The following is a 20,609-nucleotide window of genomic DNA, read 5'->3' as shown; positions in this document are numbered from 1 at the left end:
GCCAGGGCTATACGCCCGGGCGATGCAGCGACGCGGTATCAATCCGGCACAACCAACAAGTTGCAGGGGATCTCTCCCTAGGCCAGCCCGCCATTGATCGAGATGGTCTGGCCGGTGATGTAGGCGGCGCGGTCGGAGGCCAGGAAAGCGACCAGCTCGGCCACCTCCTCCGGCCTGCCGGCGCGCCGGGCCGGCACCAGGGCGCGCACCTGCTCGGGCGTCATCGCCGCCGCCACCGCCGGGCTCTCGATCACGCCCGGCGCCACCGCGTTCACCGTGACGCCGCGCGGCGCGCATTCCAGCGCCAGCGACCGGACGGCGCCGCCGAGCCCCGCCTTGGCCGCCGCGTAGTTCGCCTGCCCCCGGTTGCCCATGATCGCCGAGACCGAGCTGATGGCCACGATCCTGCCCCAGCGCGTGCCGATCATCGGCAGCAGCAGCGGCTGCGCCGCATGGAAGAAGCCGTTCAGCGAGACGTCGATGACGCCGTGCCACTGCGCCGCGCTCATCCCGGCCATGGGCGCGTCGGCATGGGTGCCGGCATTGTGCACCAGCACCTGCACCGGCCCGCCCTCCAGCACCGCCGCCAGGGCGCCGGCCGTCGCCGCGGCATCGGTGAGGTCGAAGGCCAGCGCCTCGGCCGCGCCGCCCGAGGCCGTGATCTCCGCCGCCAGCGCCGCCACCCCGGCCCGGTTCGCATGGGCGTGCAGCAGCAGGTGCAGCCCCTCCCCGGCCAGACGGCGGGCAATGGCGGCGCCGAGCGGGCTGCCCGCCCCGGTGACGAGAGCCCGCCTCACGCCCCGGCCTCCGGCGGCAGGATGACCGTGGCCTGGCCGGCGAGCAGGGTCCGGCCCCCTTCGGCGATGCTGAAGGCATAGGTGAAGCCGCGCGCCTCGCGCGCCAGGGCGACCGCCTCGATGGCGAGGTCGCCGGCGATGTCGTCCAGCCGGTCCACCGCCAGGTCGAGGCCGCGCAGGCTGGCCAGGTAGCCCGGCCGGCTGGCCCGTGCCCCGCCCTCCGCGTCCCCGCTCAGCGCGCCGTGCAGGGCCATGGCCTGCAGCGCGTATTCGACACCGCACACCGCCGGCAGCAGGCCGCCCCGCCGCAGCGGATGGTCCGCCGCGCGGTGCGAGGCGGCGCAGCAGAGGATGCGGTCCGCCGTCCAGCTCTCCACGCGGTCGAGCAGGCACATGGCGCCCTGGTGCGGCACCAGGGCCAGGATGGCGTCACGCCGCATGGCAGGGCTCCAGGCGCAGGGTGATGGCCAGCCCGTCCAGCAGCGGCCAGCCGATCCGCGCCGGGCGGCCCGCCGCCAGCGCCTCCAGCAGGGGCAGCGCGCGCGCGATCGGGTTGACGCCTTCCAGCGCGCGGCGCAACGGCCCGGGCTGGACCTCCGGCGGCAGCGGCCCGCCATGCGCCACCTCGATGGCGGCCAGGCTGCGCGGCCCGGGCTCCGGCGCCAGGACCAGGGCGGTGGCGAAGGGGATGGCGGTGGGGCGGACGGCGGCCAGGGGCTCCGGCAGCGGCGCGTCATAGCCGCAGAGGAGCAGCGGCCGGCCCCAGGCGGCGACCTGCGCCACCCCCTGCAGCAGCCCGGCCGGCCAGGTGTCGTCATGGCAGCCGATGCTGACCGAGCCGAGCCGCGCCCCGGCGCCGATGCTCCAGTAGCCGGCCGCCGCATTGTGCACGGAGTTGTGGAACTGCGTCGGCGAGACATCGCCGCCCGGCGTGGCGAGCGCCTCCAGGATGGCGCCCACCACACCGCCATCGCCGTTCGAGCTGGCGAAGAGGCTGTCCAGCGCCGCCGCCTCCCGCCCGGCCGCGGCGATCGCCTCCGCCGCCGCCGCCAGGGCGAGCCGCACCACCAGGCTGGCGCGCCGCCGCTCGGTGGCGGCCAGCAGGGCGGGCGGCGGCACCAGGGTCGGCGCCTCCAGCCAGGGCGCCTCGCCCGTCAGGATGGCCCGGCTCGCCGGCCATCCCGGCAGGCCGGGGCCGAGCACGGCCGCCCCCTCGATCCAGCAGCGCGGCATCAGGCGGCCCGCCCGAGCAACAGGCTGCAATTGCTGCCGCCGAAGCCGAAGGAGTTGCTGAGAACGCGCCCGACCGGCCGCCGCCGGTTGTCCGACGCGACATCGGCACGGAAGCCGGGGTCCACCGCCGCCACGCCGAGACAGCCGGGGATCAGCCCCTCCTCGATGCAGAGCAGGGATACCACCGCCTCCAGCGCGCCCGAGGCGCCGAGGGTATGGCCGCTCCAGCCCTTGGTGGAGGAGCAGGGCACGGTGGAGCCGAACAGGGCGGCCACCGCGCGGTCCTCCATGGCGTCGTTGGCGCGGGTGCCGGTGCCGTGCAGGTTGATGTAGTCCACCGCCGCCGGTGGCAGGCCGGCGGTGGCCAGCGCGGCGTGCATGGCGGCCTGGGCACCCAGCCCCTCGGGCTGCGGCGAGGACATGTGATGGCCGTCGCTGCTGGCCCCGGCGCCGAGCAGGGCCAGGGCGCCGGGCGCCGGGGCGCGCTCCAGCAGCAGCAGCCCCGCGGCCTCGCCGATGGTGATGCCGTCGCGGTCGGCGGCGCAGGGGCGGCAAGGGCCGTGCGCCAGCAGGGAGAGGGCGTTGAAGCCCTGCAGCGTCATGCGGCAGAGGGTGTCGACGCCACCCGCCACCACCGCGTCGGCCACGTCCGCGCGCAGCAGGGCCGCCGCCTCCAGCAGGCTGCGCGCGCCCGAGGTGCAGGCGGTGGAGACGGTGAGCGCCGGGCCCCGCAGGCCGAGCCGGGCGCGGAGGTAGCGCGGCAGGGCGTAGAGGTCGTGCGTGCCGCCGAAGTCGAAATCCGCCGGCAGGGCGCCGCCGGCGCGGCGGCGGTAGGCCGCCTCGGTCTGGGCGATGCCGGCGGTGCTGGTGCCGAGCACCACGGCGACACGCGCCGCCCCGTGCCGCGCCCGTGCCGCCGCCACGGCCGCGGCGAAGCCGTCCGCCTGCAGCGCCATCTCGGCCAGGCGGTTGTTGCGGCAGTCGTAGCGCGCGAGGTCGGCCGGCAGGGCGACCAGATCGAGGCCCGGCACCCGGCCGACCCAGATCCCGTCCGGCAGGCCGGCATCCTCCGGGTCCTGCGCCGGCCGCAGTCCCCCCTGCCGCTCCAGCAGGGCCGCCCGGGTGGCGGCGAGGCCATGGCCCATGGCGCTGACCGCCGAGAAGGCGGTGATGGCCAGGGGCGTGAAGCCCGGATCGGGGCGGGAGGTGGTCGTTCGGTCCAGCATCACACCGTCAGATATGGGATTGCGGGCAGATATGGGATCGCGGGCAGTTCAGCGCGCCGGGCGAGGCGCCAGGGCCAGGGAGAGCAGGAAGGCGGCGGTCACGCCGATCGCCACCGTCAGCCCGATGCCGCGCAGCACCGGCGTGGCGCAGAGGGCCAGCAGGCCGAAGGTGAGCAGCGTGGTGACGGCGCAGGTCAGCACCGCCTCCAGGCCGCGCCGCGCCTCCGCCGGGTCCCGTGCCGGCCGGGCCAGGAACAGCGCATAGTCGATCCCCACCCCCGCCGACAACAGCAGCGCCGCGAGATGGAAGGGTGTCAGCCGCTGGTCCAGCAGGGCGAGGGCCGCCAGGGTCACCAGCAGGGCGGCCAGGATCGGGGCGCCACGGCGCAGCGCCGCGAGCGGCCCGCCGCCGCGCAGCCCGAGGGCCAGCAGGGCCAGCACGCCGAGCGCGCCGGCCGCCGCCCAGAACAGCGCCTCGCGGCTGGCGGCCAGCACCAGCCCCGTGGTCTCCGCCTTGACGTCGATGAACAGGATCGCCGGTTCGCCGAGCGCCGTCAGCGCCTGGCGCAGCGCCGCCGGATCGCTCACCCCGGCCGGGATGACCAGGCCCTGCCAGGCCGCGCCACGCGGCGCCAGCATCGGGCTGAGGCGGGCGGCGAGCACCGGCGCCGTCGCCAGATCCGCGACCGTCAGCGGCGGCAGGGCGCGGCTCTCGGCCAGCCCGTCCAGGAAGGGGCGGAAGGCGTCGGGCCGGAAGGGCAGCCCGGCCGCCGCCTCGGCCAGCCTGGCCCGCAGGCTCTCCGGCGCGGGCAGCGCCGCCTGGCGCGCGCGCTGGGTCGCGGCGCTGGGCAGGTAGCGGCTGGGCGAATCGAAGCCGGCCAGGGCGCCGCGTGCGACCAGCGGCGCCAGGGCGGCGTCGATCCGCTCGGACAGGCGCAGCACGGCCTCGGCGTCCGGCGCCGTGAAGGCCACCAGGAGATTCACGTCCGGCGCGCCGAGCTGGCCGCGCAGCTCCGCATCCAGCGCCCGCTGCGCCTCCGGCACCGGGCTGAGGCGGGCGAGATCGTCCTCCCAGCGCGGGCCGCCCGTCGCCAGCAGCGCCAGGCCGGCCAGGGGCGCGGCCAGCAGCAGGCGGCGCCGGCCGCGCAGCGGCGCCAGCGCCGCCAGGACCGGTCCCGGCAGGGGCCGCAGCGGCGGCGGCGTGGCGGGCAGCAGGCTTGGCAGGAGCCAGCGCGTCACCGCCACACCGGCCAGCAGGCCGGCGGCGCCGAACAGCCCGAGCTGGCGCAGCAGCGGGACGTCGGAGGCCAGCATGGCGGTCAAGCCCAGCGCCGCGCTGCCCGCCGCCAGCAGCAGGCTCGGGGCGATGCGCCGCGCCGCGCCCGCCACCGCCTCCTCCTCGCCCTCCCCCTTCGGCCGGCGCTGGCCGAGCAGCAGCAGCGGGTAGTCCACCACCACCCCCAGCATCGTCATGCCGAAGCCGAAGGCGGCGCCATGCACGGCGCCGTGCCAGGCGGCCACGGCGGCGAGGCCGGCCAGCATGCCGGCCAGCAGCGGAACGGCCACCGCCGCCAGCACCAGCGCCGAGCGGAAGCGCCAGAGCAGGAAGCCCAGGATCAGCAGGCCGGAGAGCAGCGCGATCATCTCGACATCGGCGCGCACCGCCGCCGCCGCCTCGGCGGCGAAGACGCCCGGCCCGCTCAGCAGCAGCCGCGCCTCGCCCGGTCCGGCCCCACGGCCGGCCCCACGGCCGGCCCTGGTGAAAGCCTCGTGGAACACCGCCATGGCGGCGGCCTGCGCCTCGGTGTCGCTGCCCGTCCCCGCCAGGCGGGCCAGCAGCAGGGCGCGCGGCGGACCGGCCCCGTCCTGTCCGGCCCCCTCCTGTTTGGTCCCCTCCTGCCCGGTCCCGGCGAACCAGACGCCGTGCCGCAGCTCCACCCGGCTCTCGCCGAGCCAGCCGCGCATGGTGTCGAGGAAGACGCCGGCCGGGTCGGCGAAGCCGAAGCGCGCCACGAGCGGCGCGGCCGCCGAGCGCAGCCCGGCCAGCAGCCGCTCCATCCCGGCGCGCAGCGCGGGCGCCTCGAAGAGCGGCGGTGCCGTCGCCGCCGAGAGCAGGTAGCGGTAGCGGAAGAGCAGGTCCCGCTCCGCCTCGCTGAAATCCTGCGCGCCGTTGCCGACGAAGGAGAACCGGCCGGATTGGCGCAGCGCCTCGCCCAGGTCGCGGCTGAGCCGGGCCAGCTCCGGCTCCGGCGCGCCCTCGATGGCCGCCAGCATCAGCGTAGTGGCGGCGCCATTCCGCAGCTCGCCGAGCAGGAAGGTGGTGGCCGGGCCACGGGCCGGAGGCAGCAGATCGGTCAGCTCCGCCCGGAAGGCGACCAGCCGCGACAGGCCGAGGCCGAGCAGCGCCAGCGCCAGCAGGACGAGGAGAAGCCGCCTCACGACGCCGCCGGGCGCCGCGGCGGCGGAGCCTGCCGGCTCATGGGCGCGGCGTGATGGCGAGCCGCGTCACGCCCTCGCTGGCCCGGGTCACGACGTGGCGCAGGCCGCCGCCCTGGCCGGTGATCTCGATCCCCTGCACCGCGACGCGCAGCCGGGCCGAGAGCGGCGTCAGCACCATGCGCCACCGCCCCGCCTCGCCCTCCGGCCGGAAATCGATCTCGAAGTACCGCCGCAGCACCGGCAGGTCGCCCGCCAGGGTGGCGCGGACGGATTCCACCAGGGGTCGGATCTCGGGCGACTGGTCGAGGCTCAGCTCGCGCCGGATGCCGCGGCCGGGCTGCGCGAAGAGCAGCCGGTCGCCATCGGCGCGCAGGATCTCCTCCTCCGGGAAGGTGGTGTGCTTCTCCAGCCGGTCGGGCGGGGTCCAGGACAGGGTGCCGCTGCTCGGGAGCGGGATGTCGAGCTGCGGGATCGCCTTCTCCTCGGTGAACGAGGCGGTGCCGCCGGGCTCGGCCGCCAACGCGGCCATGGCCCCCTCCAGCGTCAGCGGCGCGGCCAGGGCCGGGGGAGCGGGCAGCACCAGGGGCAGCACCAGGGCCAGCACCAGGGCCAGGAGAGCGCGGCGGCGCGGCGAGTTCATGCCTCCATCTCCTCCCAGAAGTCGTAGAAGTTGAACCAGTTGTAGGGGAAGGCGCGGGCCACCGCCTCGATCCGTTCGGCGTAGCGCCGCGCCGCCAGGGCCAGTGCCGCCCGGCGGTCGCGGCGGTCGAGCGCGATGCGCTCGGCGAAGGGCTGGAAATGCACCTCGTAGCGGCGCGGCCCGGTCCAGACCGCGAAGGCGATCATCACCGGCGCGTCCAGCACCCCGGCCAGGATATGCGGCCCCTCGGGGAAGGCGGCCTCGCGGCCGAGGAAGGGCACGCGCGTGACCCTGCTGCGCGTCGGGTTGCGGTCGGCCAGGATGCCGACCAGCCCGCCGCGCTCCAGGCACTCCTTGGCCCGCAGCATGGCATCGGGCCGGCCGAGGGAGACGACGTCGCTCGCCGTGCCGCGGCCCCAGCGGGAGAAGAAGTCGGCGCTGATCGCGGCATGGTCGCCATGCATCAGCGCCATCACCTCCACCGGGCAGCCGGTATCGGCCACCGCGCGCATGGCGTCGAAGCTGCCAATATGCGCGCCGAGCAGGATGCAGCCGCGCCCCTCGGCGATGTGCCGGTTCAGCAGGTCGAGGCCGGTGACCTCGATGGTATAGCCGGCGCGGCGCCCGTCGAGCAGGAAGACCCGGTCGAGCAGGGTGGCGGAGAAGGTGAGGAACTGGCGGAACCGTTCCGTCAGGCGCGGCTCGCGCCCCAGCGCGCGGCGCAGGAAGGCGCGGCCGGCGGCGCGCTGCCGCGGGGCCGAGAGGAAGAAATAGGCGGTGATGGGGTAGAGCAGCGCATAGGCGACCCGCCAGCCGAGGCGGGTGATGATCCAGCCCATCAGCCGCAGCGCCGCAGCACTGCCGCGCTCGCGCTGCTCGCGCCAGCTCATGCCGGCCCGGCCAGGGGCGCCACCGCCGCCTCGCCGGCCAGCACCAGCGCCGCGCCGCTGTGGCAGCGGAAGGCGAAGCGGCCGGGCGCGGCGGGCCACAGCACCACCTCGACCGCCTCCTCCGGCGCCACCGGCGCGCTGAACTTGGCGCGCAGCAGCCGCGCCACACGGCCCCCCGCCGCCGCCCCGAGCCGCTCCAGCACGGCGTCCAGCAACACCACGCCCGGCACCAGGGGGCGGCCGGGAAAATGCCCCGGCAGGCAGGGATGCCCGGCAGGCAGCCGGAAGAGGAAGCGGATCTCCGCGCTCATGCCTGTTCCGCCTGGCGCCGGCGCAGCGCCGCCAGGGCCGCGGCCGGCAGCTTGCCCACCCGGTCGCGCGGCAGGGCGGGCAGCAGGGTCACGCCGCGCGGCAGGAACACCGGATCGACCTGCCCGCGCAGCGCCCCCAGCACGGCCGCGCCGCTCATCCCCGGCGCCACGGCGAAGGCCAGCAGCCGCGCCGCCGGATTGCGGTCGAGATCCTCGGGCACGAGGAAGACGCCGTCCTCCACCCCCGGCACCGCCTGCAGCAGCCGGTTCAGGCTGGCGAGCGAGACGCGCTTGCCGCCCAGCTTGACGATATCGGCATGGCGGCCGAGCAGGCGGAAGGCACGGCCGCCCGCCGCCAGGGTCACGGCATCGGCCAGCGGCACCGGGCCGGGCATCCCGGCGACCAGCGCCTCCATCCGCCCGCCCGCCCCGTCTGCCGCCCCGTCCGCCGCCCCGTCCGCCGCATCGGCCGGCGCCTCCACGGGCCGCAGCGCGACGCTGTCGTAGAGGTGCCAGGCCTCGCCCTCCACGGTGCGGCGGCTGGCGATCGAGCCCATCTCGGTGGCGCCGTAGATCTCCAGCACCTCGGTGGACCAGGCGGCCTCGGCCTCGCGCGCGAGGTCGGGGTCGAGCGGGGCGGTTGCGGAGATCACGGCGCGCAGCGGCGGCAGGGCGGCGCCGGAGCGCAGCAGGGCGCGCATCTGCAGGGGCGTGGTGACCAGCAGGCGGGGGGTGGGCGCGGCGTGCAGCGCCTCGGCCACCTCCACGGGGTAGAAGAAGGGCCCGGCATGGCTGGCCGTCGCCGCGTGCAGCGGCAGGGCGAGGGTGGTCTCGAAGCCGTACATGTGCTGCGCCGGCACGGTGGCGACCAGCGTGGCCGCGCCGCTCTCCCCCGCCGGCCGCTCCAGCCCGAAGCGCGCGGCGGCGGCGCGGCTGGCGGCGACCAGCGCGCCCCAGGGCTTCGGATGCGCCCCCGGCTGGCCGGTGCTGCCGGAGGTGAAGCCGATGATGGCGACGCGCCCGGCCGGGATCAGCGGATTGGTCGGAACCGCGAGGCCGGCGCCGGCCTCGCCGCCGACGCGGATGGCGCCCTCGGGCACCGCCCAGGCCGGGTCGTCCTGCACCGCGTCGGCCATCGGGTAGAGGCCGGGGTAGAGGGCGGCGATCTCGCGCTGGCGGCGCTCCGTGCGGTCGGCGGAGAGCAGCATCACCTGCCCCCGGCTGAGCGCGGCGGCGAGGCCGAGCAGCGCGTTGTAGCGATCGGCGCAGAGGTTCAGCACATGCGGCCGGTCGGGCAGCCGCGCCGCCAGCACAGCGACCTCGGCCAGGAAGCGGCGGACGGTGATGGCCTCGGCGCCGCGGCGGAACAGGATGGCCTCCGGCGCCCGGTCGGTCAGCGGGAGGGCGATGTCAGACATGGCGGATGCTCCCGGCGGCGCTCGCCTCCGCAGCGATGTCCCGGTGGGCGGCGATGATGGCCCGCAGCGTGCGGGCCGGCGTGGCCGGGCCGAGATGCGGGAAGCAGCGGTCGCGCAGCGCGTGCTCCGCGAGGAACAGGCCGAGCATCAGCGCCGAGCCCGCCGCCGCCACCGCGCCCGGCGCCAGCCCGGCGAGCGGCGCCGCGGCCTGAAGCGGCGCGGCCAGCGCCAGCAGCGCGGCCCAGAAGCCGGTCAGCCGACGGGTGTAGCCGGCGCATTCCGGCGGCAGGCGGCCGAAGTCGAAGCGGGTGTAGTGGGTGATCAGCGGCTCACGCCCGGGCAGCAGGGTGGCGGCGAAGCGCGCCGAGAGCATCAGCAGCCCGAGCGCCGGCAGCAGGGGCAGCAGCGCCGCCGGCGCCACGCCGCCCGCCGCGCCCGCCGCGAGCAGCCCGAGGCCCGTCAGCGCCAGGGCGCCGGCGCCGGCCAACCGTGCCGGCCAGCGCCGGCCCATGGCCATCCCCAGCGCCCCGAGGCCGAGGAGCAGCGTCGCCCCGTGCCAGCCCAGGAGCCGCGCGCCGAGCGCGGCGGCGGCCAGGAGCAGGGCGGGGATCAGCGCGCCCGGCATGGTCCGGCCCCGCCGGGCGTCAAGCCTGGCGGTTCCTCTGGACATGCGCGCAGAGATTGCGGAGCGAGGCGAAGATCTGGCCATTGCGCTCATCGTCCGAGCGGAGCTGGAAGCCGTAGCGCCGCGAGATGGCGAGCGCGATCTCCAGCGCGTCGATGGAATCGAGGCCCAGGCCCTCGCCGAAGAGGGGGGCCTCGGGGTCGATCTCGCCGGGCTCCATCTCTAGGTGCAGCGCCTCGACGATCAGCGCCGCCACCTCGGGCTCCAGCGCCCGCGCCGCCTGGCCCTCACCGGAATTCTCGATCGTAGACGTCACGGGGTGCCTCCCTGCCGGTGCCCAGGCCAGATGCCATCCGCCTGCATCCCAGCAGGGCGGCCTTGCCGCAAGGGGCGAAATACCGCCGCGGCTTTGTCTCCGAAACAGGATTCCTTCGCCTTCCCGGCAAGAAAATGGCTCCGCTGATGCCGTTCCGCGCCGCAATCGGCCGGTGGCCAGCGGCCCTCAGTCGAACGGACTGGCGCTGGAGGCGACGCTGGCCTCGGAGCGGTAGAGCGACCAGGAGAGGCCCAGCGCCGCGCTCAGGTTCCAGTCGCGGCGGAACAGCGGGCTGTCCTCGTTGCGGGCACCGTGGAAGGATTCCACCCGCCCGCCGGCCACCGCCGAGAGCCGCCCGGTCAGCGGGAAGCGGTAGGAGAACTGCATCCGCGTGCCGAGATAGCCGCCCTCCGCGTCATAGGCCGGGCGGTCGGCCCGGACGTAGCGCGGCTCGACGCGATAGAAGTAGTCCATCATCCGGTCGGTGGCGAAGACCGGGCCGAGGCCGATCCGGAAACGGTCGCCCTCGCGGGCCAGGGCGCGGCGCTCATAGGCCAGCTCGGGCGAGAAGGTCAGCCCGCGGTAGCGGACCGAGGACAGGTCGGTGGAGAAGACCGCGCGCAGCGGCAGTTCCAGGTTCAGCCGCTGCGGCCGCGCCGGGTCGCGCCAGAGGGTGATGCGCAGCGAGGGGCCGACCTCGCCCTGCCAGTCGAGATCCGGCATGCCCTCGCGCGCCCGGTTGTCCCTCGACGAGGAGGGGAAGGCGCCGGAGAAGCTGAGGTCGAGGCCGATCGCCTCGTCATTGTAGAAGCGGCCGCGCACCCCCTGGCCGTCGCTGCGCAGGATCTCGCCGCGATAGATCAGGTAGGGGAAGGCCAGACCCTGGAAATGGTTCTGCCCGGCGGCCGGATAGTCCGGCAGCCAGCCGGCGCCGGCGGCCAGCCCGGCCTCGAACTTCGGCAGCCTGACCTCGCGCGCCGCTTGCATGGCCGCGCCGGTAACGGCCTCCGGGACCATCCCCGGTTCCGCCTCCTGGGCGGAGGCGCGGCCGACGGCCAGGGCGAGCGCCCAGGCCAGGACCAGGCCCAGCAGGTTACAGCCGGCCCGGATCATGCGGGGCGCTCCGCCAGCGGAAGCAGGCTGGGCAGAGGCGTGCCGGCCCGGCAGGGGGTGACGCGGGTGCTGAAGCCCGACGCCGGCGGCACAGCCCGCCGCTCCAGCGGCAGCGGGTCGGTGTCCCGGGCCGGCAGGCGCGCCCGGGTTCCGGGCGGCGGATGCGGATGCGGACAGGGCGCCTCTCCCCCGTGGTTGGCATACAGGACATCAGTAAGGGCTGGCGCGGCCGAAGCAAGCGCCCAGGCTGCCTCGCACGGACCGGCGCCTCGCGCGAACGTGGGACGACACGGGCGCTTCCGTCAGGAATTGTTCGCCTTCTCCAACGAACCGGACAGTCAGCATGCGACGAGCGAAGGATGGCGCCGAGAGTTGCCCGAATGCCTGGTGGGCGGGCTGGGAAGGGCCGGTCGCGATCGGCAGCCACTGCGCCGACGGGATCACGCTGGAGGGCGACGGCTGGCTGGTGCTGGGCCGCGGCGGCGACGACCGGATCGAGGTGACCGGCTCCGGCCTGTTCGAGGGCGCCAGCAGCATCTTCGGCGGCGGCGGCGATGACGTCATCCAGGTCCAGGGCGGCGGCAACTATGTCTCGGGCGGCACGGGCGACGACGAGATCCAGATGGGCTTCTTCACCGCCCCGAGCTTCAACAACCGCGTCTTCGGCGACAGCGGCAATGACGTGATCGCCATCTCCGGCTCCGGCAACCTTCTCCGCGGCGGCGACGGCAACGACCTGCTCTTCGTGGATGGCTTCCGCACGCATGGCAATGACCTGTTCGGCGAGGCCGGCGACGACCTCCTGATCGCCTGGACGCGGCAGGCGCGGATGGATGGCGGTGACGGCGACGACGTGCTGGAGGCGAACAGCCCCGGCGACAGCCTGTTCTACACCGACGACATCGGCGCCGTGATGACCGGCGGCAGCGGCCGCGACAGCTTCTCCGCGCGGCCCGGCAATATGGTGCTGGTCGATGGCGGCCATGACGGCCTCGTTTCCGAGGGCGACCGGCTTACCGGTATCATCGACATCATCACCGACTACGAGGCGGGCGAGCGGCTCTCGCTGGAGGCGGCGGCGGAGCGGGTGGAAACGGTGCGCCTTTCCCAGGCCGAGCCGACCTGGGCCGGCGCTCATCCCGCCCTGCTGGAGCCGGGGCAGCATGCCGTCTTCCGCGGCCGGCTGGACGAGAGGGAGGGCTTTTTCGTGCGGGCGGGCGGGCCGGACCTCCTGCTGCTGCATGGCGGCGGCCCGGACGGCTTCTACGGGCTGGACGAGTCGATCGCCCATGGCCTCCTGGTCCTGCGGTCCTGGCCGGGGGAGGCGCCCGTCATCGGCTGAGCCTCACCCGGCCTCCGGCCGGCGCGCCGTATAGGCCTTGAACAGGCCGAGCGAGGTCTCGCAGGCGACCGCCTCGAAGCCGGCCGCGCGCAGCCGCGCCAGGATGGTCTCCGCCGGGACGCAGGCCTCGATCGTGTCCCAGTAGTAGCGCATCAGCAGGTCGTCACGGCCCCGCGGGGCGGTCAGGCGGCAGAGTGCCGGCACCACCCGCCCCAGATAGGCGCGCGCCAGGGCCCGGCCCAGGCGCCCCTCCGGCCGGCCGATCTCCAGCAGCAGCAGCCGCCCGCCCGGGCGCAGCACGCGGCGGTATTCGGCGAAGGCGATGCCGAGATCGGCCACATGGCGCAACGCATAGCCCATGCTGAGGAAGTCGGCGCTGGCATCGGCCAGCGGAAGGGCCTCGGCGCGCCCCTGCACGAGGCCGATCGGCAGCTCCCGCCGCGCCGCCGCCAGCATGCCGGCGCTGGGGTCGAGGCCGGTGACACGGCCGCCGGCGCCGGCCAGCCGCGCCGCCTCGCGCGCCACCAGCCCGGTGCCGGTGGCCACGTCCAGCACCCGGTCCCCGGGGCGCAGGCCGGCGCGGCGCAGCGCCTGCCGCCGGTACCAGGCGCCGGTGCCGAGCGAGAAGACGCGGTTGATGCGGTCGTAATGCGCGGCGGTGTCGTCGAAGAGGCGGCGGACGAAGCCGGCGCGGGCTTCCGCCATGCCGTAATACTGCGGCAGCACGGCATGCGGGGCGAGATCCGGGGGGGCCTCCGAGGGGGCCTCCGGCGGGATCGTGGTCTGCGGCACGGGCATCCTCCTGCGCGGTCACGGCGGCCTGGCTGGCTGCCCGGTTGGCTGCCCGGTTGGCTGCCCGGTTGGCTGCCCGGTTGGCTGATGGACCGCCCGGCACCGCCTCGGCTAGGCTGGGCCGCGCCGCCAGCAGGCCCAAAGACAAGAGGAACGTCAATCCTGGCCAGCCCCGATCCCCGCGCGCCCGGCGGACCCCCGGGGGACTCCCCGGACGAGGCCGGGCGCCCCCTCGCCGCGCCGCTGCTCTTCCCGGTCCTTCTCATCCTCTTCGTGGGGATGTGCCTGGCCTGGAGCCTGCCGGCGGGCGTGGCGCACTGGCTGCTGCCCGAGCGCCACCGCCGGGGCTTCGGCCGGCGCCTGGGGCAGGCCGGCATCTCCGGTGGCTTCCGCCTTTATCTCGCCCTGCTGCGCGGCACGGGGCTGCTGCGGGTCGACACCTCGGCGCTCGATCCGCTGCGCGACGAGGCCGGGCTGATCATCGCCTGCAACCACCCCTCGATGATGGATGCCGTGCTGATGCTCTCCCGCCTGCCGCGTGCCGCCTGCATCACCAAGGCCTCGCTCTGGGGCAATCCGCTGCTCGGCGGCGGCGTCCGCCTGGCCGGCTATGTGCGCAACGATGCCAGCGGGCGGATGATCCGCGAGGCCGCCGGACAGTTGCGCGAGGGCCGCCAGCTCCTGGTGTTCCCGGAAGGCACGCGGAGCGAGCCCCGCCGGCCCGGCGCGGCGGAGCCGACACCGCCGCCCGGACCCTTCTCGCGCTCCTTCGCGGTCATCGCGCGCCGCGCCGGAGCGCCGGTGCAGATCGTGGTGATCGAGAGCGACAACCCCTATCTGCGCAAGGGCTGGTCGCCCTGGCGCCGGCCGCCGCTGCCGCTGCGCTACCGGCTGCGGCTGGGCGCGCGCTTCGCCCCCCAGGAGGGGAGCGAGGCGCTGAGCGCGCGGGTCGAGGCGCATCTGCGCCAGGCCCTGCAACCGGCCGGAGCCGGCACCGGGGCCGGGGCCGGCCCCCAGCCGCAGGCAGGGTCGCCGCCCGCGGTCAGCCGCCGCTCCGCCGTGCGGCACCCGGCCTGAGTCGGGCCGTGCCGCACCCCTCGCGCAGCCACCTGGTGCTGATCCCGAGCTACAACACCGGCCCGCTGGTGCTGCGCACGGTGCGCGCCGCCCGCGCCGCCTGGAACCCGGTCTGGGTGGTGGTGGACGGCAGCACCGACGGCACCGGCGCCGCGCTCGACGCCCTGGCGCGCGACGACACCGGGCTGCGCGTGCTGCATCTGCCGCGCAACCGCGGCAAGGGCGCGGCGCTGCTGCACGGGATGGACCAGGCCGCCGCGGCCGGCTTCACCCATGCGCTGGCGATGGATGCCGACGGCCAGCATCCGGCCGGGGCCATCGCGGGCTTCATGGCCGCCTCCGCCGCGCGGCCGGAGGCGATGGTGCTGGGCCTGCCCCTCTTCGGGCCGGAAGCGCCGATGCTGCGGGTCCGCGGCCGGCGCATCTCCAACTTCTGGACCAATCTGGAGACGCTCTGGGCGGGGGTGGGGGATTCCCTCTTCGGCTTCCGGGTCTATCCCATCGCGCCGCTGCGCGCGGTGATGCGGCGGCAGATCTGGATGCGGCGCTACGATTTCGACGCCGAGGCGGCGGTGCGGCTCTGCTGGCGCGGCGTGCCGCCGGTGAACATTCCCGTCCCCGTGCGCTACCTGAGCGCCGAGGAGGGCGGCGTCTCGCATTTCCGCTACCTGCGGGACAACGCCCTGCTCAGCTGGATGCACCTGCGCCTGATGCTGGGCTTCCTCGGCCGCCTGCCGCGGCTGCTGGCACGGCGGGCCCTGGCGAGGGAACCAGCGTCTCGGGCAGCGGCACGGCGCTGAGGCCGGCCGCGGCCACGGCGCCCAGCAGGCCCGGCAGCACGGCGAGCACCACGGGCCGCCCCGCCGCGTCCCGCCGGGCGTTGCCGTCATGCAGCAGCAGGATCTCGCCGGCGCGCGGCGCGGCCAGCCGGGCGGCGACGCGCCGGGCATCGCCGCTGGCGCCATCCAGCCCCCGCCGGCTCCAGGAGACCAGGCCGAGCCCCGCCCCGGCCAGCACCGGGTCGAGCAGCGGGCTGCGCAGGCCCATCGGCGCGCGGAACAGGCGCGGCGCCTCGCCGAGCGCCGCGCCGATCGCCGCCTGCGCCGAGAGCACCTCGCGCCGCATGCCGAAGGGGCCGAGCGCCGCGAAATGGCGGGGATGGGTGTGGGTGTGGTTCTCGATGCTGTGGCCGCGCCGCCGCATCTCGCGCAGCAGCGCCGGATGCCGCGCGGCGCGCTCGCCGATGACGAAGAAGCTGGCCCGCGCGCCGTGGCGCTCCAGCAGGTCGAGCACCGCCGGGGTCACCGCCGGGTCCGGCCCGTCATCGAAGGTCAGGGCAATCTGGCGGCGCGCCGCGCCGGCCGGCGGCAGGCGGCGCAGATTGGCGCCCAGCCAGCCGTTGCGCGGCGCCATGCCGGCGGCGGTCAGCAGCGCGTGGTTGGCCAGCAAGCCGCCCGCCAGCCAGGGCCAGAGGCCGGGCTGCGCCGCCAGCGCGGCGAGGCCGCCGGCATGCAGGCCGAGCGAGGCGCCCACCAGGGGCGCCGGCGACCAGCGGCGCCAGGAGAAGGGGGGGGCGGGGGACATCCTGCCGCCGCTTGTGCCGGGTTTCCCGCCGGCGGGAAAGCGGCCTCGGCGGCGGCCGGGCGTTTGACCGCCTCTTCCGCCCGGTGAACAATTCCGCCACAGGATGGACCGGCGACAGAATGGTCCGGCACGGGTTGCCGGCGCAGATCGGGGAGAGGGCGCATGATCGGCAGGCGGGATGTGTTGCGGGGCGGCGCCGGTCTGGCGTCCCTGCCGCTGGCGGCGGGGCTGGCGCGGCCGGCGCTGGCCCAGGGGAGAGGGGCCCAGGGGAGAGGGGCCCAGGGAACAGCCGGTGACGCGCCGCTGAAGATCGGCATGGTGACGACCCTCTCCGGCCCGGGCGGCTATCTCGGCCAGGACATCCGCGACGGCTTCGCGCTCGCCATGGCGATGCGGGAGGGCAGGCTCGGCGGCACGCCGGTCACGCTGCTGGTCGAGGACGACGCGCTGAAGCCCGGCCAGGGCAAGCAGATCGCCGAGCGCTTCGTGCAGAACGAGAAGATCCGGCTGCTCACCGGCATCGTCTTCTCCAACGTGCTGAACGCCGTGGCGCCGGACGTGCTGGATGCCGGCTGCCTCTATGTCAGCCCCAACGCCTCGCCCTCCAACCTCGCCGGGCGCGAGTGTCACCGCAACTTCTGGTCCGTCGCCTGGCAGAATGACGGGCTGCACGAGAGCGCCGGCCAGGCGGCGGTCAACCTCGGCTACAGGCGGATGTTCATCCTGGCGCCGAACTACCAGGCCGGGAAGGATGCCATCACCGGCTTCAAGCGGCAGTACAGGGGCGAGATCGCCGGCGAGGTCTACACCCGGCTCGACCAGACCGACTACGCCGCCGAGATGGCGCAGATCCGCGCCGCCGCGCCGGATGCCGTCTACCAGTTCCATCCCGGCGGGCTCGGCATCGCCTTCCTCAAGCAGTATGTGCAGGCCGGGCTGCTGGAGCGCGTGCCGATGGTGCTGGCCTCGCCCTCGATGGATTCCAACACCCTCGCGGCGGTGGGCGAGGCGGCGCTCGGCGTGCATGTCACGGCGCAGTGGAACAGCGACCTCGACAACGCCGCCAACCGGCGCTTCATGCAGGCCTTCACGGCGAAGTACGCGCGCATGCCGACCTATTACGCGCAGCAGGGCTACGACACGGCGCTGGCCATCGGCGCCGCGCTGGAGGGCACCGGCGGCCGGATCGACGACACCGAGGCCTTCCGCCGCGCCATGAACCCGGCGAAGTTCGAGAGCCCGCGCGGCCGCTTCGCCTTCGGCCCCAACCAGCACCCGGTGCAGGACTGGTACCTCATCAAGGTGGCGCGCGGCGCGGATGGCCGGCCCGCGCTGGTGACGCAGGGCAAGGTGCTCGAGAACCACGGCGACGCCTACGCGGCGCAATGCCGGCTGTGATGCCCCCTGGGACGCCCCCTGGGACGCCCGCCGCGGCGGCGCGCTGATGGCGCTGTTCCTGGAGCAGGTGCTCAACGGGCTGCAGCTCGGCGTCACCCTCTTCCTGCTGGCGGCGGGGCTGACGCTGGTCTTCGGCATCATGGGCATCATCAACCTGGCGCACGGCTCGCTCTACATGACCGGCGCCTTCGCCGCCGCCTGGGTGGCGGCCGAGACCGGCTCGGCGCTGCTGGCGCTGCCCGCCGGGCTGGCGGCGGCGGGGCTGGCCGGCATGGCGATGGAGGCGCTGGTGCTGCGCCGCCTCTATGGCCGCGACCATCTCGACCAGGTGCTGGCCACCTTCGGGCTGATCCTGTTCTTCAACCAGGGCATGGTGCTGCTCTTCGGGCGGCAGCCGCTCCTGGTGGAGATCCCGCCCGCCCTGCGCGGCACGGTGGAACTGCTGCCCGGCCTGCCCTATCCGGTCTACAGGCTCGCCATCATCCTCGTCGGGCTGGCCGTCGCCCTCGGCCTCTACGTGCTGATCCGCCACACCCGCACCGGCATGCTGGTGCGCGCCGGCGCCACGCACCGCGAAATGGTGCGCGCCCTCGGCGTCGATGTGCGGCTGCTCTACACGCTGGTCTTCGGCCTCGGCGCGCTGCTCGCCGGGCTCGCCGGGCTGATGGCCGGGCCGCTGTTCTCGGTGCAGATCGGCATGGGCGAGCAGATCCTGATCCTGACCTTCGTCGTCACCGTCATCGGCGGCGTCGGCTCGGTGCGCGGCGCGCTGGCGGGCGCGCTGCTGGTCGGCCTGGCCGATACCCTGGCGCGCGCCTATCTCCCCGCCCTGCTGCGCGGCTGGATGCAGGGCCCCGACGCCGACGCGCTGGCCGCCGGCCTCGCGGCGATGAGCGTCTACGCGCTGATGGCCGTCATCCTGCTCTGGCGCCCGCGCGGCCTCTTCCCCGCCCATGCGTGAGCGTCTCGTCGCGCTCGCCGCGCTGCTCGCCGCCCTCGCCCTGCCCTGGATCGCCGAGGCGGCCGGCAGCCCGGCGAGCATCGGCCTCGCCACCCGCATGGCGATCTACGCGCTCGCCGCCGCCTCGCTCAACCTGGCGCTCGGCTTCGGCGGCATGGTGAGCTTCGGCCACGCCGCCTTCTACGGCATCGGCGGCTACGCGGTCGGCATCCTCTATGCCCACTGGTCGTGGCAGGAGCCGCTGCTCGGCCTGATCCCCGGCAGCGTCTCGCTCGCCGCCACCCTGCTGGCGGCCATGGCGGCGGGGGGCGTGGCGGCGGCGGCGATCGGCGCGCTGTCGCTGCGCACCGGCGGCGTGTCCTTCATCATGATCACCCTGGCCTTCGCGCAGATGGTCTTCTTCCTCTTCGTCTCGCTGAAGGCCTATGGCGGCGACGACGGGCTCAGCATCCGCCGCCGCGGCGAGCTGCCGGGCCTCGACCTGCGCGACCCGGCGCAGCTCTACTGGCTCTGCCTCGGCCTGCTGCTCGCCTGGCTCCTCCTGCTGCGGCGGGTGACGCGCGCGCGCTTCGGCCAGGTGCTCTCCGCCGCGCGGCAGAACGAGCGGCGCGTGGTGGCGCTGGGCATCTCGCCCTATCCCTACCGGCTGGTGGCCTTCATCCTCTCCGGCATGGGCACGGCGCTGGCCGGCGCGCTGATGGCCAATGCCACGCGCTTCGTCAGCACCGACATGCTGCACTGGACCAAGTCGGGGGAGCTGATGGTCATGGTCATCCTGGGCGGCGCCGGCACGCTGATGGGCCCGGTGCTCGGCGCCGTCGCGCTGGTCGGGCTGGAATACGGGCTGGCCGGGCTCACCGAGCACTGGCAGTTCATCCTCGGCCCACTGCTGGTCCTGGTCGTGATCTTCGCGCGCGGCGGGCTGATGGCGGCGCTGCGCCGGCTGCGCCTCGCGTGAGCGCGCCGCTGCTGGTCCTCGACGACCTCCGCAAGAGCTTCGGCGGGCTGCGCGCCACCGACGGGCTCAGCCTCGACGTGCGCCCCGGCGAGCTGCACGCGCTGATCGGCCCGAACGGCGCCGGCAAGTCCACCGCCATCGGCCAGATCACCGGCGAGATCCGCCCCGATTCCGGCCGTATCCGCTTCGATGGCGCGGAGATCACGCATCTCTCCGCCGCGCGCCGCGCCCGGCGCGGGATGGTGCGCAGCTTCCAGGTGGTGCAGCTGCTGGAGGAGGCCAGCGCCGAGGACCACCTGGCGCTCGCCGTGCAGGCGCGGCAGGGCCATTCCTTCCGCTTCTGGCGCGCGGCGCGGCGCGACCGCGGGCTCCGCGAGCCGGCCCGTGCCCTGCTCGACCGCTTCGGCCTCGACCCGGCGCGGCGCGGCCTGCCGGCCTCCGCGCTTTCGGCCGGGGAGCGCAAGCAGGTCGAGCTGGCGCTGGCGCTGGCGCTGCGGCCGCGCCTGCTGCTGCTGGACGAGCCGATGGCCGGGCTCGGCGCCGGCGAATCCCAGGCCATGACGGAAACGCTGCGCCGGCTGAAGGGCGAGGTCGCGATCCTGCTGGTGGAGCACGACATGGAGGCGGTCTTCGCGCTGGCCGACCGTGTCTCCGTGCTGGTGCGGGGCCGCTGCATCGCCAGCGGCGCCCCGGAGGCGATCCGCGCCGACCCGGCCGTGCGTGCGGCCTATCTCGGCGAGGGAGAGGAGGCGTGATGCTGGAGGTGCGCGGCCTCACCGCCGGCTATGGCGCCAGCACGGCGCTGTTCGACGTCTCCCTCGCCCTGGGCGAGGGCGAGGTGGCGACCCTGCTCGGCCGCAACGGCATGGGCAAGACGACGACGATCCGCGCCATCCTGGGCCTCACCCCGCCGCGCGGCGGCGAGATCCGCTTCCGCGGGGAATCCCTGGCGGGCCTGCCGCCCGAGGCCATCGCCCGGCGCGGCATCGGGCTGGTGCCGGAGGGGCGGCAGGTCTTCCCGACGCTCTCGGTGCGGGAGAACCTCGTCGCCACCGCCGCCAACCGCGCCGGCCATGCGCAGCCCTGGACGCTGGAGCGGGTCTACGGCCTCTTTCCGCGCCTGGGCGAGCGCGCCGGGCAATCCGCCCGCACCCTCTCCGGCGGCGAGCAGCAGATGCTGGCCATCGGCCGGGCGCTGATGACCAATCCGCACCTCCTGATCCTGGACGAGGCGACGGAGGGGCTGGCCCCGGTGATCCGCGCCGAGATCTGGGCGACGCTCGCCGCGCTCAAGGCGCGCGGCCAGTCGATCCTGGTGGTGGACAAGAACCTCGCCGCGCTCGGCCGCCTGGCCGACCGGCACCACGTGCTGGAGAAGGGCCGCACCGTCTGGTCCGGCAGCGGTGCCGCGATGATCGCCGAGGCGGAGCGGATCAGGGGCTGGATCGGGCTGTAGCACGGGCTTCCCCGCGCCGCGCATTCGAGCCAC

At 75.4% G+C, this 20,609-nt stretch carries 22 protein-coding genes; 8 read left to right on the top strand and 14 right to left on the bottom strand.

Going from position 1 to position 20,609, the window contains the following annotated elements:
* Positions 1-77: 77 nt before the first annotated feature.
* The 12 genes from fabG to D9598_RS14030 all read right to left on the bottom strand — a co-directional run bounded on the left by fabG (position 78) and on the right by D9598_RS14030 (position 11,008).
* Complete coding sequence (gene fabG, locus D9598_RS14085; RefSeq protein ID WP_198367158.1) at positions 78-797, bottom strand: 3-oxoacyl-ACP reductase FabG; 720 nt, start codon at positions 795-797, stop codon at positions 78-80.
* The gene (locus tag D9598_RS14080; protein ID WP_198367157.1) at positions 794-1,237 is read right to left on the bottom strand and encodes a phosphotransferase; all 444 of its coding nucleotides are present in this window, start codon (positions 1,235-1,237) and stop codon (positions 794-796) included. Before D9598_RS14080 ends, fabG begins: the two co-directional genes overlap by 4 nt.
* Positions 1,227-2,030, bottom strand: a complete 804-nt coding sequence (locus D9598_RS14075; RefSeq protein WP_198367156.1) for a beta-ketoacyl synthase chain length factor — start codon at positions 2,028-2,030, stop codon at positions 1,227-1,229. Before D9598_RS14075 ends, D9598_RS14080 begins: the two co-directional genes overlap by 11 nt.
* The gene (locus tag D9598_RS14070) at positions 2,030-3,256 is read right to left on the bottom strand and encodes a beta-ketoacyl-ACP synthase (RefSeq protein ID WP_198367155.1); all 1,227 of its coding nucleotides are present in this window, start codon (positions 3,254-3,256) and stop codon (positions 2,030-2,032) included. The genes D9598_RS14075 and D9598_RS14070 overlap by 1 nt, the downstream gene beginning before the upstream one ends.
* Before the next feature lie 48 nt (positions 3,257-3,304).
* A complete protein-coding gene (locus D9598_RS14065; protein ID WP_198367154.1) occupies positions 3,305-5,695 on the bottom strand; it encodes an MMPL family transporter in 2,391 nt (796 codons plus the stop codon).
* A gap of 37 nt (positions 5,696-5,732) precedes the next feature.
* The gene (locus D9598_RS14060; RefSeq protein ID WP_198367153.1) at positions 5,733-6,335 is read right to left on the bottom strand and encodes an outer membrane lipoprotein carrier protein LolA; all 603 of its coding nucleotides are present in this window, start codon (positions 6,333-6,335) and stop codon (positions 5,733-5,735) included.
* Entirely contained in the window at positions 6,332-7,225 is an 894-nt protein-coding gene (locus tag D9598_RS14055) for a hypothetical protein (RefSeq protein WP_198367152.1), read from the bottom strand. The genes D9598_RS14060 and D9598_RS14055 overlap by 4 nt, the downstream gene beginning before the upstream one ends.
* Entirely contained in the window at positions 7,222-7,536 is a 315-nt protein-coding gene (locus tag D9598_RS14050; RefSeq protein WP_198367151.1) for a hypothetical protein, read from the bottom strand. Before D9598_RS14050 ends, D9598_RS14055 begins: the two co-directional genes overlap by 4 nt.
* Positions 7,533-8,954: an AMP-binding protein gene (locus D9598_RS14045; protein WP_198367150.1), complete on the bottom strand. Its 1,422-nt coding sequence runs from the start codon at positions 8,952-8,954 to the stop codon at positions 7,533-7,535. Before D9598_RS14045 ends, D9598_RS14050 begins: the two co-directional genes overlap by 4 nt.
* On the bottom strand, positions 8,947-9,579 hold the full coding sequence (locus tag D9598_RS14040) for a hypothetical protein (protein WP_198367149.1): 633 nt from the start codon (positions 9,577-9,579) through the stop codon (positions 8,947-8,949). The genes D9598_RS14045 and D9598_RS14040 overlap by 8 nt, the downstream gene beginning before the upstream one ends.
* Positions 9,580-9,598: 19 nt before the next feature.
* Positions 9,599-9,895, bottom strand: coding sequence for a phosphopantetheine-binding protein (locus D9598_RS14035; protein ID WP_370592032.1), 297 nt, complete (start codon positions 9,893-9,895; stop codon positions 9,599-9,601).
* Positions 9,896-10,081: 186 nt separating this feature from the next.
* The gene (locus D9598_RS14030; protein ID WP_198367148.1) at positions 10,082-11,008 is read right to left on the bottom strand and encodes a MipA/OmpV family protein; all 927 of its coding nucleotides are present in this window, start codon (positions 11,006-11,008) and stop codon (positions 10,082-10,084) included.
* 343 nt (positions 11,009-11,351) lie between these two features.
* Here D9598_RS14030 and D9598_RS14025 point away from each other — a divergent pair, with 343 nt between their 5' ends.
* A complete protein-coding gene (locus D9598_RS14025) occupies positions 11,352-12,350 on the top strand; it encodes a calcium-binding protein (protein WP_198367147.1) in 999 nt (332 codons plus the stop codon).
* A 3-nt stretch (positions 12,351-12,353) separates the two neighbouring features.
* On the opposite strand, the gene D9598_RS14020 is transcribed toward D9598_RS14025, so the two are convergent.
* Positions 12,354-13,142, bottom strand: coding sequence for a class I SAM-dependent methyltransferase (locus D9598_RS14020; RefSeq protein WP_370592030.1), 789 nt, complete (start codon positions 13,140-13,142; stop codon positions 12,354-12,356).
* 279 nt (positions 13,143-13,421) lie between these two features.
* Here D9598_RS14020 and D9598_RS14010 point away from each other — a divergent pair, with 279 nt between their 5' ends.
* Entirely contained in the window at positions 13,422-14,219 is a 798-nt protein-coding gene (locus D9598_RS14010; RefSeq protein WP_232477246.1) for a 1-acyl-sn-glycerol-3-phosphate acyltransferase, read from the top strand.
* Between the two features lie 8 nt (positions 14,220-14,227).
* Positions 14,228-15,019 carry a glycosyltransferase family 2 protein gene (locus D9598_RS14005; RefSeq protein ID WP_198367144.1) on the top strand — a complete coding sequence of 264 codons (792 nt, stop codon included), beginning with the start codon at positions 14,228-14,230 and terminating at the stop codon, positions 15,017-15,019.
* Here D9598_RS14005 and D9598_RS14000 read toward each other — a convergent pair.
* Positions 14,907-15,803, bottom strand: a complete 897-nt coding sequence (locus D9598_RS14000; RefSeq protein ID WP_198367143.1) for a polysaccharide deacetylase family protein — start codon at positions 15,801-15,803, stop codon at positions 14,907-14,909. The genes D9598_RS14005 and D9598_RS14000 overlap by 113 nt on opposite strands.
* A gap of 162 nt (positions 15,804-15,965) precedes the next feature.
* On the opposite strand from D9598_RS14000, the gene D9598_RS13995 reads away from it, so the two are divergent.
* The 5 genes from D9598_RS13995 to D9598_RS13975 are packed head-to-tail and all read left to right on the top strand — an operon-like array spanning position 15,966 to position 20,576.
* Positions 15,966-17,201 (top strand): ABC transporter substrate-binding protein, encoded by a 1,236-nt coding sequence (locus D9598_RS13995; protein WP_198367142.1) that lies wholly within the window; start codon positions 15,966-15,968, stop codon positions 17,199-17,201.
* 46 nt (positions 17,202-17,247) lie between these two features.
* Positions 17,248-18,162 carry a branched-chain amino acid ABC transporter permease gene (locus D9598_RS13990; protein ID WP_198367141.1) on the top strand — a complete coding sequence of 305 codons (915 nt, stop codon included), beginning with the start codon at positions 17,248-17,250 and terminating at the stop codon, positions 18,160-18,162.
* A complete protein-coding gene (locus tag D9598_RS13985; protein ID WP_198367140.1) occupies positions 18,155-19,120 on the top strand; it encodes a branched-chain amino acid ABC transporter permease in 966 nt (321 codons plus the stop codon). The genes D9598_RS13990 and D9598_RS13985 overlap by 8 nt, the downstream gene beginning before the upstream one ends.
* Positions 19,117-19,875 (top strand): ABC transporter ATP-binding protein, encoded by a 759-nt coding sequence (locus D9598_RS13980; protein WP_198367139.1) that lies wholly within the window; start codon positions 19,117-19,119, stop codon positions 19,873-19,875. The genes D9598_RS13985 and D9598_RS13980 overlap by 4 nt, the downstream gene beginning before the upstream one ends.
* Entirely contained in the window at positions 19,875-20,576 is a 702-nt protein-coding gene (locus D9598_RS13975) for an ABC transporter ATP-binding protein (protein ID WP_198367138.1), read from the top strand. The genes D9598_RS13980 and D9598_RS13975 overlap by 1 nt, the downstream gene beginning before the upstream one ends.
* Positions 20,577-20,609: the final 33 nt, after the last annotated feature.

Source organism: Roseomonas sp. KE0001 (assembly GCF_016107285.1).
Classification (GTDB): domain Bacteria; phylum Pseudomonadota; class Alphaproteobacteria; order Acetobacterales; family Acetobacteraceae; genus Pseudoroseomonas.
The sequence above is the reverse complement of the archived record's forward strand: the minus strand, read 5'-3'. Positions and strand labels throughout refer to the sequence as shown.